The following is a 12,359-nucleotide window of genomic DNA, read 5'->3' on the forward strand; positions in this document are numbered from 1 at the left end:
TTGCCAAGCTGCGTGCCCTGAAGGACGAGCGGCCGATCACGATCGTCGCCTCGGAAGCGAGCCTGCCCTATCAGCGCCCGCCGCTTTCCAAGAAATACCTTTTGCGTGAGATGAGCCTCGACCGGCTGCTCTATCGTCCGGAGGCCTGGTACGGCGAGCACCATGTTGACGTGCGCCTTGAGACGGTGGTCACCGGCCTCGATCGCGCCGGCAAGCGCGTGACGCTCAGCGACGGTACGTCGCTCGACTACGAGGTGCTGGCCTTGGCCACCGGCGCCACGCCGCGCCGGCTGCCCGCCGCGGTCGGTGGGGACCTCGAAGGTGTCTTCGTCGTGCGCGACTTCAAGGACGCGGATCGCCTTGCCGAGGAAATGAAGGCCGGCCGGCGCGCCCTTGTCGTCGGTGGTGGCTACATCGGCCTTGAGGCGGCGGCGGTCGCCCGAACCTGCGGGCTCGAGGTCACGGTCATCGAGATGGCAGACCGCATCCTGCAGCGCGTCGCCTCGTCGGCAACCTCCGGTCTCGTGCGCGAGATTCACCAGTCCCGCGGCGTCGATGTCCGCGAAGGCACGGGCCTCAATCGCCTCGTCGGCGAAAATGGCCGGGTGACCGGGGCGGAGTTGTCCGACGGATCGACCTTGCCGGTCGACGTCGTCATCGTCGGTATCGGCGTCACCGCCAATGACCGCCTGGCGCATGATGCGGGGCTGGAAACAGCCGGCGGCATCGTCGTTGATCCGTTCGGGCGAACCGCCGACCCCGCGATTTTCGCCATGGGCGATTGTGCAGTACTTCCCTGGGAAGACCTGCGCATCCGGTTGGAATCGGTGCAGAACGCCGTTGATCAGGCCGAGGCCGTCGCGGCAATCCTCGCCGGCGGCGAACACCCCTATGAGCCGAAGCCTTGGTTCTGGTCCGATCAGTACGACGTCAAGCTGCAGATCGCCGGCTTCGGCCTTGGTCATGACGAAACGATCGTCAGGCCCGGCCAGCGCGAGGGCAGCGTGTCCGTCTGGTATTTCAGGCAGGGACGGCTTGTCGCTGTCGATGCGATCAATGACGCCAAGGCCTATGTAACGGGCAAGAAGCTGCTTGAAACCGGCATCAATCCAGACCGGGCCGTCATTGCCGATCCGCAGTCGGACCTCAAGGCACTGCTCTCCCAGTCCTGAGCGGCAGAACTACGCCTGGCGGCGCTTTCCGCGAACTGCAACTTGCAGGCGTCGCGGTTTCAATTTTCATTAACGACGAAACTACTGATTTGTCTGGCATTTGCGCGCCGGAACCACGGTTTATCATTTCCTTAAATCACGTCGCGCCAACACAGGTCGCTTAACTGGAGGCGAGAGGTCTCGTTTCTCAGCGGTTGTTGATTTAGGCGATTGCGATGTTCAAGGTTCTTACATGCCTCGTGGTGGAACATAATCCGAGGCTGGTCGCGTTGGCGGCGCTCATATGCTTCCTGTCCAGTTATGGCGCGGTGACGCTCTTGCAGCGTGCCCGCGGATCGTCCGGCAAGGCGCGGACGATCTGGGCGGTCGCCGCGGGCATTGCCAGCGGCTTTGGCATCTGGGCCACCCACTTCATCGCCATGCTCGCCTACGACCCTGGTGTTGTGCTCGGCTACCAGATGGACCTGACGGCACTGTCGCTGGCGATTGCCATCGTGCTCACCACGACGGCGCTGCTGATCGCGACTTATGTGCAGGATCGGCTGGCCTGGATTGCCGGTGGCCTGGTTCTCGGCGCCGGCGTTGCCTGCATGCACTTTCTCGGCATGGCGGCCCTCGATGTTCCCGGCGACCTGCGTTGGGATGCGACGCTGGTTGCCGCGTCGATCGTTCTCGGCTCGCTGTTCGACATCGGTGCACTGAGGACGATTGCCCGCGTGGGCAAGCCGCTGGAGGCGAAGATCATCGCGACGCTGCTGATGACGCTCGGCATTGTCGCGCTGCATTTCACCGCCATGGGCGCCGTGACGATCGAGGTCGGCCTCGTCATGCCGGTATATGAGGGCATGATCCAGCCCCATCTGCTCGCCTTCGTCATCGCGGGAACAGCATTCTTCCTTCTGTCCCTGGTACTGGTCGCCGCCGGCTTTGCCCATCACGCCGAACTCTCGGCCGCTGCGACCGAACGGGAGTTCACCCGCTTCGTCCGCAGCGTGAAGGACTACGCCATCTACATGCTCGACATCGATGGCCGCGTTGCGAGCTGGAATGCCGGCGCGCAGGCCAACAAGGGCTACACAGCCGACGAGATCATCGGCAAGAACTTCGCCTGCTTCTATTCTGAAGACGATCAGCGCGACGGCCTGCCGCGCCGCGCGCTGGAGGCCGCCGTGGCGGAGGGCAAATATGAGAACGAGGGCTGGCGCTATCGCAAGGACCGGTCGCGGTTCTGGGCCCATGTGGTGATCGATCCGTTCCTTGACGAAGACGGCAGGCACGCCGGGTACATCAAGATCGTCAAGGACATTACCAAGGCGAAAGCCGATGCCGATCGCATCGCCGAGGTCAGCAACAACCTCGACGTCGCGCTCGAGAACATGTCGCAGGGCATCTGCCTGTTTGACAGCGACGACCGGCTGCTGCTGTCGAACCGGCGCTGCCGCGAGATCTTCGGCTTCTCCGAAACGCTTGCCGGCAAGGGTCTGACCTTCCGCGAGATCCTCGATATCGTCTTTGCGCGCAACTACACCGACCCGGTCATCGCACGGGCCAAGGCCGAGGAGCTCTACCAGAAGCATCGGGTCGAAATGGTCGGAAAGGGCGGGGGAGACGTGGTGGAGAAGCTGCCGAACGGCCGCTCGATCCTGACCATACATCGCACCCTCCCGGACGGTGGCTGGGTCAGCACCTATGAAGACATCACCGAGCGCCTCGATACGGAGGAACAGATCACGTTCCTCGCGCGCCATGACAGCCTGACGGGTCTGCCGAACCGGCTGCAGTTCAACAGCTACCTCGAAGAGGAGCTGGATGCGGCGGCCTGGTTCAACCGCAAGGTTGCCGTCATCGGCGTCGACCTCAACAAGTTCAAGGAAGTCAACGACCTGCACGGCCATGCTGCCGGCGACTTCGTGCTGGTGACGATTGCCCAGCGCGTGAAGGGCCTGCTTCTGGAGGGCGAATTCGTGGCACGCCTCGGCGGCGACGAGTTCGCGGCCGTCAAGCGCTTCGAGGAGCTGGCCGAGCTCAACGACTTCCTGCGCCGCATCGAAAAGAGCCTGCATGAAGAAATGCGCTTCGGCGATTTCGAACTGAAGTCCGGCGGCAGCATGGGCGTCGCCATCTACCCGCAGGATGCGGAGACGGCAGATACGCTGATCAACAATGCCGACCTCGCCATGTACCGGGCAAAGGCCGCGCTCAACCAGACTGTCTGCTTCTACGAGGTCTCGATGGACGAAGCTGCCCGCCAGCGGCGTGCGCTTGCCAACGATCTCTGGGATGCCGTCGACAAGAAGCAGCTTGCGCTGCACTACCAGGTGCAGAAGTCGGTCATGACCGGCGCCGTCATCGGCTACGAGGTGCTTTTGCGCTGGCATCACCCCGAGCGCGGAATGGTGCCGCCAAACGAGTTCATTCCGCTTGCGGAGGAATGCGGCGCGATCCTGCCGATCGGTGAATGGGTGCTGCGCGAGGCCTGCCGCGAGGCTGCAGGCTGGGAGAACAATCACAAGATTGCCGTCAACCTGTCACCGGTCCAGCTCGCCAATGGCGATATCGTCAGCCTGGTGCAGGATGTGCTTGCCGAGACCGGGCTCGACCCGAACCGGCTGGAGCTCGAAATCACGGAATCGACGATTATCGACGACAAGGAGCGCGCGCTGCTGACCCTGCGTCAGATCAAGGAACTCGGCGTCACGATCGCGATCGACGATTTCGGCACCGGCTATTCGTCGCTCGAAACGTTGCGGTCGTTCCCCTTCGACAAGATCAAGCTCGACAAGAGCTTCATGTGGGAAGTGGAGGGCAGCCCGCAGGCCAAGGCGATCGTTCGCGCCATCCTGGCGCTCGGGCAGAGCCTGTCCGTGCCGGTTCTCGCCGAGGGCGTCGAGACGCAGAAGCAGCTCGACATCCTGCAGGCGGAGGGCTGTGATGAGGCGCAGGGCTATCTGCTCGGCCGTCCGGCTCCATTGCCGCTCCAGTCTCGCGGCGACGACAAGGCCGCTGCCGCCTGATCCAGGCGGCAGTTGCCAGGGCGCATCTACAGTGACCGCGGGTCACGCGCCACCTCGCGTCATAATTTCGGTTCTTTTTCGAAGGCCTTCGGCGGGCCAGGCTTGCGCTATTGGCGCAACGGCGTCGGGCCGGCGCCTTCCACCAGGAAGCGCGGGAAGAAGAAGACGCCCGTTATCGTGCCGGAATAGCGCTGTTCGAGACCCGAGGATTCGCCGATGCAGAACAGGGGCTGTTTCTGTCCGGCTTCTTCCAGTGCGATCGTCGTCGAAAAGCAGAAGGACGAGCAGCTCGTCGCGGCCTGCTCGAACAGTTCCAGCACGTGGTTGCGGTCGGCTGGGTCATAGCAGCGCACGAAGTTGAGCAGGCCACACTCGCCATCGCGCAGGCCATGGATGGCGGCTGCCTTCTCGCCAAGCCGGAACAGCCCCGTGGACAGGTCGCCCGACCAGCCCTCAGACGCGCAGAACTGCTGCAGGTATTCATGATGCGGGAGGTCGAGGTGCGGCTGTCCCGGGGAGCCAAGAGGAACGGAATTTGCTCTCGTGATCTTAAACACGGTCTACCCCCGCAGAGCTCCTGAACGCCGCTGACGTCTCAGGAAAACACGTCCCAATGTGCAAATCACGCTCACCAACGGCCAATACAAAAGCGCACGCCACGTGCCGTGGGCGTTCCACCACTCGAAAGGTCGCGAGATAGTAATGAAGCTCTCTGACGAAGTGATTTCGCTGGAGACGGCGGCTAAATTTGCGATTAAATACTTATATGCTTATCGTGATTTTCTCGAAGAGATTCCGGATACACGGTTAATACGAAAAAGCTTAAGCGATTGGCCGCCCGCCTTGATCCGCTACCCAGTCTCCCGTGAATCTCCGCTCACTTGGGGCGCTGTTATAGTTCGTTTTTTTTCGACTTCAACGGTTTTTTGAAGTCCGACTACAACCGGTGGATCTTTTCTGCCCGCAGTGCGGTCGGCCGGTTCTTGATCGACCAATGGTATTGATAAAAAACAAGAAAGGCGACCCGAGGGCCGCCTTTCCGATCCGGATGGATCAATGCTGCGATAAGGCGGTTGCCTTGATCACATCATGTCCATGCCACCCATGCCGCCCATGCCGCCCGGCATAGCCGGAGCGTCCTTCTTCGGCAGTTCGGCGATCATGGCTTCCGTCGTGACGAGGAGGCCAGCAACCGAAGCTGCGTCCTGAAGGGCGGTGCGAACGACCTTGACCGGGTCGACGATACCCATGGCGATCATGTCGCCATATTCGCCGGTCTGGGCGTTGTAGCCGTAGTTGTCATCGTTCTTGTCGAGGATCTTGCCGACAACGATCGAAGCTTCATCACCAGCGTTTTCGGCGATCTGGCGGGCCGGAGCCTGCAGAGCGCGGCGAATGATGTTGATGCCGGCTTCCTGGTCTTCGTTGACGCCCTTGACGGAGATCTTGGAGGCCGAACGCAGGAGCGCAGTGCCGCCGCCCGGTACGATGCCTTCCTGAACGGCAGCGCGCGTCGCGTTGAGAGCGTCGTCGATGCGGTCCTTCTTTTCCTTCACTTCGACTTCCGTCGAGCCGCCAACGCGGATCACGGCAACGCCGCCAGCGAGCTTGGCAAGACGTTCCTGCAGCTTTTCGCGGTCGTAGTCGGAGGTGGTGTCTTCGATCTGGGCCTTGATCTGGGCGACGCGGCCTTCGATGTCGGCCTTCTGGCCGGCGCCGTCGACGATCGTCGTGTTTTCCTTGGAGATCGAAACCTTCTTCGCACGGCCGAGCATGTCGAGCGTGACGTTTTCGAGCTTGATACCGAGGTCTTCGGAGATCACGGTGCCGCCCGTCAGGATGGCGATGTCTTCGAGCATGGCCTTGCGGCGGTCGCCGAAGCCCGGAGCCTTGACGGCAGCGATCTTGAGGCCGCCACGCAGCTTGTTGACGACGAGCGTTGCGAGGGCTTCGCCTTCTACGTCTTCAGCAATGATCAGGAGCGGCTTGCCGGTCTGAACGACAGCTTCGAGAACCGGGAGCATGGCCTGGAGGTTCGAGAGCTTCTTCTCGTGGAGGAGAACGAAGACGTCGTCGAGGTCAGCGACCATCTTTTCCGGGTTGGTGACGAAGTAGGGCGACAGGTAGCCGCGGTCGAACTGCATGCCTTCGACGACTTCGAGTTCGGTTTCGGCGGTCTTGGCTTCTTCAACCGTGATGACGCCTTCGTTGCCGACCTTCTGCATCGCTTCTGCGATGTCGAGGCCGATCTGACGCTCGCCGTTGGCCGAGATCGTGCCGACCTGTGCGACTTCTTCCGACGTGTTGATCTTCTTGGCCTTGGCCTGGAGATCCTTGACGACTTCGGTGACAGCGAGGTCGATACCGCGCTTCAGGTCCATCGGGTTCATGCCGGCAGCAACAGCCTTCGCGCCTTCGCGAACGATCGCCTGGGCAAGAACGGTTGCAGTCGTGGTGCCGTCGCCAGCGATGTCGTTGGTCTTCGAAGCAACTTCGCGGACCATCTGGGCGCCCATGTTTTCGAACTTGTCTTCGAGTTCGATTTCCTTGGCGACCGATACGCCGTCCTTGGTGATGCGCGGAGCGCCGAAGGACTTGTCGATGATGACGTTACGACCCTTCGGGCCGAGCGTGACCTTTACGGCGTCAGCGAGGATGTCGACGCCACGCAGCATCTTTTCGCGCGCGGTGCGGCCGAACTTGATTTCTTTTGCAGCCATTAGAGAAAACTCCCGGGCTCATTGCCCATTGGTTGTCATGAATAGGGGTGGACGCCGGCCGATCAGCCGATGATGCCCATGATGTCGGCTTCCTTCATGATCAGAAGGTCTTCGCCGTTGATCTTGACTTCGGTGCCCGACCACTTGCCGAACAGAACGCGGTCGCCAGCCTTGACGTCGAGGGCAACGACCTTGCCGCTTTCGTCACGGGCGCCCGAACCGACGGCGACGATTTCGCCTTCCTGCGGCTTTTCCTTGGCGGTGTCCGGAATGATGATGCCGCCCTTGGTCTTCTCTTCAGACTCGACGCGGCGAACGACGACGCGGTCGTGCAGCGGGCGGAAGTTGGTGCTTGCCATTAGTCTAATCCCTCGATCAAATGACATTACGGATCGCTGATCGACCCGATGGATGGGTGTTAGCACTCTCATTTATCGAGTGCTAGCGATGCCGAGATAAGCTTGGGTATGGAGTGAGTCAAGGATCGGCGCCTAGATTTTTTGCTGACGGCAGTTGCTCTGGACGGGCACGGCAGGCGCGGGCATAGGCAGACTAGCCCCATTCTTGGCGAAATGTAGGCGATCGCGTCGATGAGCGGCATGGGCGGGATTTTGACGGTTGATAACCGCGAGAAAGTGCTTCTGCGCGGCGGGCCGCATCCGCAGTGCATTTTTCCTGGTTCGCGACACCGCCGGAATCCTTGGGAGGGTGCGCCTTTTTCGGGAGACGAGACTTGTAATCTCCTGCCTTCCTTGCCATGCAAGCCGGAAACCGTGTTTGCAGGAAGCCAGGATGGCCGCAAGGATCAACAGTTTTCGGGAAATCGCAGGGCGTTACGACGTCGTGCTGTGCGATGTCTGGGGTGTTCTTCACAATGGCGTGCAGGCTTTCGCCTCCGCCTGCGAGGCGTTGGCCGAGGCGCGTGCTGCCGGCTTGACGGTGGTGTTGATCACCAACTCGCCGCGCCCGCACCCGAGCGTGAAGGTCCAGATCCGCGGCCTTGGCGTCCCCGATGAAACCTATGACCGGATCGTGACCTCGGGCGATGTGACCCGGGCGCTGATCGCGGCAGCCGACAAGAAGATCTTCTTCATCGGCGCCGAGCGCGACTTGCCGCTGCTCGAGGGCCTCGGAACGCAGATCGTTTCCTCGGAGGATGCCGAGACGGTTGTCTGTGCCGGCTTCTATGACGACGAAACCGAAACGCCCGAGCACTATCGCGCGACGTTGACCGGTCTTGCCAAGCGCAAGATCCCGTTCATCTGCGCCAATCCCGATCTGGTTGTCGAGCGCGGCCACAGGCTGATCCCCTGTGCCGGCGCGATCGCCAAGCTCTATGAAGAGCTGGGGGGCGAGGCCCGCATTGCCGGCAAGCCCTATGTCGCCATCTACCGCGCGGCGCTGACCGAAGCCAAGGCCGTGCGTGGCCCGCTTGACCTGTCGCGTGTGATCGCCATCGGCGATGGCATGCCGACGGACGTCAAGGGTGCGCAGGATGCCGGCTTCGATCTGCTCTATATCAGTGCTGGTATCCACGCCCAGGAATACATGAACGAAAGCCGCACCGACGAGGCGAAGCTTGCCGCCTTCCTGAAAAAGGAGGGCGCCTCGCCAAAGTACTGGATGCCGCGGCTCGCCTGACGGAAAGACGGAGATGACGGTTTTTCATCGCAACGAGACCCGTGATCCGCTTCCGGAGCACTTGCGCGGCGGCGTCGTCGCGATCGGTAACTTCGATGGCGTTCATCGTGGCCACCAGTCGGTCCTTAATCGGGCGCTGGAAGAGGCGAAGGCGCGCGGTGTGCCGGCACTGGTCCTGACGTTCGAGCCGCATCCGAGAACCGTGTTCCGTCCGGAAACTCCGGTCTTTCGGTTGACGCCGGCGCCGTTGAAGGCGCGCATCCTCGAAGGCATGGGTTTCGGCGCCGTCATCGAGTATCCGTTCGACCGCACCTTCTCGCAGCTCTCCGCATCGGATTTCATTCACCGCATCCTGCTCGAATGGCTGCATGCCTCGCATGTGGTGACCGGCTTCGATTTCCACTTCGGCAAAGGTCGCGAGGGCGGCCCGGCCTTCCTGATGGCCGCCGGTGGCGATAACGGCTTCGGTGTGACCCTCGTCGATGCGTTCCGCGACGAGAATGCATCGGTTATCTCTTCGAGCTACGTCCGCTCGTTGCTCGGCGAAGGCGATGTCTCGCAGGCGGCAGGCATGCTCGGCTACCGCTACCTCGTCGAAGCGGAAGTCATCGGCGGCAAGAAGCTTGGTCGCGAGCTCGGCTTTCCCACCGCCAACATGCGGCTCGCACCCGAGGTGGAGCTCAGGTCCGGCATCTACGCCGTGCGCTTCCGCCGGGCCGACGGTTCGCTCTACGACGGCGTCGCAAGCTTCGGACGCCGCCCGACGGTCGATAGCGACGGCGAGCCCCTGCTCGAAACCTTCGTCTTCGACTTCTCCGGCGATCTCTATGGCGAGATCTGTACCGTCACCTTCTTCGGTCATCTGCGCGACGAGCTGAAGTTCAACGGGCTCGATCCGCTTGTGGCGCAGATCCGTCAGGATGAGGCCGAGGCGCGGGCGCTGATCTCCGGTGTGTCGCCGCTGGGTGATATCGACCGCAAGCTCAACTTCGACCGATAAAAGATTTCGGCGTTGCTGCGGCGGCGGACCTTTTCAAAAGGCCGAAAACGCCTTAAACAACCGGCCACCATGACCCGGCACCGTCGATTGATCATCGATCAGCGAATTATTGGCCCGGCCTTCCGCGCGCTTTAGTCAGCCGGAAGGTCCGGGATTTCGGCGTTTCCGACGCCCCAGTCATCTCTCGATACCGAGCCCATTTCGTATGCGCGAACCTTCGCGCGAAGAAGCGATTGCAAAAACCATGACCGACACCGCTGAAAAGATCGACTACTCCTCGACCCTCTATCTGCCGCAGACGGAGTTTCCGATGCGCGCTGGCCTGCCGCAGAAGGAGCCGGAAACGGTGGCCCGCTGGCAGAAGATGGGCCTCTACAAGAAGCTGCGTGCCTCGGCCGCCGGCCGCGACAAGTTCGTGCTGCATGACGGCCCTCCCTATGCCAACGGCAACATCCATATCGGCCATGCGCTGAACAAGATCCTCAAGGACGTCATCAACCGCTCGTTCCAGATGCGCGGCTTCGACGCCAATTACGTGCCCGGTTGGGACTGCCACGGTCTCCCGATCGAATGGAAGATCGAAGAGAAGTACCGCGAGAAGGGGCAGAACAAGGACGAGGTTCCGGTCAACGAGTTCCGCAGGGAATGCCGTGACTTTGCCGCCGGCTGGATCCAGATCCAGGCGGAAGAATTCAAGCGTCTCGGCATCGAGGGTGATTTCGACAATCCCTACACGACGATGAACTTCCACGCCGAAGCGCGTATCGCCGGCGAACTGATGAAGATCGCCAAGCTCGGGCAGCTCTACCGCGGCTCGAAGCCGGTCATGTGGTCTGTCGTCGAGCGCACCGCGCTTGCCGAGGCCGAAGTCGAATATGCCGACGTCGAAAGCGACATGATCTGGGTGAAGTTCCCGGTCACCGAAGGTCCTGATGATCTCGCCGGCACCTTCGTCGTGATCTGGACGACTACGCCCTGGACCATCCCCGGCAACCGCGCCATTGCCTTCTCTTCGCGCTATGCCTACGGCCTCTACGAAGTTGCTACCGCCGAGAACGACTTCGGTCCGCAGCCGGGCGAGAAGCTGATCTTCGCCAAGCGTCTGGCAGACGAGTCTGCGGCCAAGGCCAAGCTCACCTTCAATTTCGTCCGCGACATCGAAGGTTCTGAACTGGCGGCCGTTACCTGCGCCCATCCGCTGCACGGTCTCGGCGGCGGCTATGCCTTCAAGGTGCCGTTGCTCGACGGCGACCATGTCACCGACGATGCCGGCACAGGCTTCGTGCACACCGCACCCAGCCACGGCCGCGAAGACTTTGATGCCTGGATGGACAATGCGCGTGCGCTTGAGGCCCGCGGCATCTCGTCGGCAATTCCGTTCACCGTCGACGACGCCGGCTACTTCACCGCCGACGCCCACGGCTTCGGCCCGGACGCCGAAGGTGGCGCCGGCCGCGTCCTCGACGACAAGGGCAAGAAGGGCGACGCCAACGATCGCGTCATCAAGGCGCTGATCGCCCGTCATGCGCTGTTTGCCCGCGGCCGCCTGAAGCACTCCTACCCGCACTCCTGGCGCTCGAAGAAGCCGGTGATCTTCCGCAACACGCCGCAATGGTTCGTCTACATGGACAAGGCCTTCGGCGACGGCACGACGTTGCGTTCGCGCGCGCTCTCGGCAATCGACGACACCCGCTTCGTTCCCGGCGCCGGCCAGAACCGCCTGCGCGCGATGATCGAGGGCCGTCCGGACTGGGTTCTCTCGCGCCAGCGTGCCTGGGGCGTGCCGATCGCCATCTTCGCCGATGACCAGGGCGAGATCCTCATCGACGAGGCCGTCAACGAGCGCGTCCTTGAAGCCTTCGAAAAGGAAGGCGCCGACGCCTGGTTCGCCGAAGGCGCCAAGGAGCGCTTCCTCGGCACCGGCCACGACCATGCCAAGTGGCACCAGGTCATGGACATTCTCGACGTGTGGTTCGACAGCGGTTCGACACACACCTTCACGCTTGAGGACCGTCCGGACCTGAAGTGGCCGGCCGACGTCTACCTCGAAGGCTCGGACCAGCATCGCGGCTGGTTCCATTCCTCGCTGCTGGAGGCTTGCGCCACGCGCGGCCGCGCGCCCTACAACGCCGTTGTCACCCATGGTTTCACCATGGATGAGAAGGGCGAGAAGATGTCGAAGTCCAAGGGCAACACCGTCACCCCGCAGGAGGTGATGAAGGATGCCGGCGCCGACATCCTGCGCCTGTGGGTGATGACGACTGATTATTGGGAAGATCAGCGCCTCGGCAAGACGATCATCCAGACCAACATCGACGCCTATCGCAAGCTGCGTAACACCGTGCGCTGGATGCTCGGCACGCTCGCCCACGACAAGGGCGAGGAGATCGCCTACGCCGAGATGCCTGAACTCGAAAAGCTGATGCTGCATCGCCTTGCCGAACTCGATCAGCTCGTACGCGAGGGTTACGATGCGTTCGACTTCAAGAAGATCGCCCGTGCGTTGATCGATTTCTCGAACGTCGAGCTCTCGGCCTTCTACTTCGACGTTCGCAAGGACGCGCTCTACTGCGACGCGCCGTCGAGCCTGCGCCGCCGTGCAGCACTCGCCGTCATCCGCAAGCTCTTCGATTGCCTCGTGCTGTGGCTGGCGCCGATGCTGCCCTTCACCGCGGAAGAAGCCTGGCTGTCGCGCAAGCCCGATGCGGTCTCGGTGCATCTCGAACAATTCCCGGCGATCCCGGCGGAATGGAAGAACGATGCCCTCGAAGCCAAGTGGGACAAGATCCGTGCGGTCCGCACCGTCGTCACC

Annotated in this window: 9 protein-coding genes; 6 read left to right on the top strand and 3 right to left on the bottom strand. The window is 62.1% G+C overall.

Annotated features, from left to right (window positions below; genetic code table 11):
- Both I8N66_RS32180 and I8N66_RS32185 read left to right on the top strand, forming a co-directional pair.
- On the top strand, window positions 1–1,172 hold a 1,172-nt coding region (locus tag I8N66_RS32180), incomplete at its 5' end, for an FAD-dependent oxidoreductase (RefSeq protein WP_291162917.1).
- Between the two features lie 215 nt (window positions 1,173–1,387).
- Entirely contained in the window at window positions 1,388–4,186 is a 2,799-nt protein-coding gene (locus tag I8N66_RS32185) for an EAL domain-containing protein (RefSeq protein WP_291162920.1), read from the top strand.
- 107 nt (window positions 4,187–4,293) lie between these two features.
- On the opposite strand, the gene I8N66_RS32190 is transcribed toward I8N66_RS32185, so the two are convergent.
- The gene (locus I8N66_RS32190) at window positions 4,294–4,743 is read right to left on the bottom strand and encodes a hypothetical protein (RefSeq protein ID WP_113536307.1); all 450 of its coding nucleotides are present in this window, start codon (window positions 4,741–4,743) and stop codon (window positions 4,294–4,296) included.
- Between the two features lie 145 nt (window positions 4,744–4,888).
- Here I8N66_RS32190 and I8N66_RS32195 point away from each other — a divergent pair, with 145 nt between their 5' ends.
- Window positions 4,889–5,116, top strand: coding sequence for a hypothetical protein (locus tag I8N66_RS32195; protein WP_291162926.1), 228 nt, complete (start codon window positions 4,889–4,891; stop codon window positions 5,114–5,116).
- 152 nt (window positions 5,117–5,268) lie between these two features.
- Here the strand turns inward: I8N66_RS32195 and groL are convergent, their stop codons facing one another.
- A complete protein-coding gene (gene groL / locus I8N66_RS32200) occupies window positions 5,269–6,906 on the bottom strand; it encodes a chaperonin GroEL (protein WP_291162929.1) in 1,638 nt (545 codons plus the stop codon).
- A gap of 62 nt (window positions 6,907–6,968) precedes the next feature.
- A complete protein-coding gene (gene groES, locus I8N66_RS32205) occupies window positions 6,969–7,265 on the bottom strand; it encodes a co-chaperone GroES (protein ID WP_004675403.1) in 297 nt (98 codons plus the stop codon).
- Window positions 7,266–7,698: 433 nt separating this feature from the next.
- Between groES and I8N66_RS32210 the strand changes: the two genes are divergently transcribed.
- From I8N66_RS32210 to ileS, 3 genes are all read left to right on the top strand, one after another.
- On the top strand, window positions 7,699–8,547 hold the full coding sequence (locus I8N66_RS32210) for a TIGR01459 family HAD-type hydrolase (protein WP_291163019.1): 849 nt from the start codon (window positions 7,699–7,701) through the stop codon (window positions 8,545–8,547).
- Window positions 8,548–8,560: 13 nt separating this feature from the next.
- Window positions 8,561–9,547 (top strand): bifunctional riboflavin kinase/FAD synthetase, encoded by a 987-nt coding sequence (locus I8N66_RS32215; RefSeq protein ID WP_291163022.1) that lies wholly within the window; start codon window positions 8,561–8,563, stop codon window positions 9,545–9,547.
- Between the two features lie 244 nt (window positions 9,548–9,791).
- Window positions 9,792–12,359, top strand: a 2,568-nt coding sequence (gene ileS, locus I8N66_RS32220) for an isoleucine--tRNA ligase (RefSeq protein ID WP_291163025.1), incomplete at its 3' end; no start/stop codon positions are given.

The sequence above is a fragment of the Ensifer sp. SSB1 genome (assembly GCF_016652895.1).
Lineage (GTDB): Bacteria > Pseudomonadota > Alphaproteobacteria > Rhizobiales > Rhizobiaceae > Ensifer.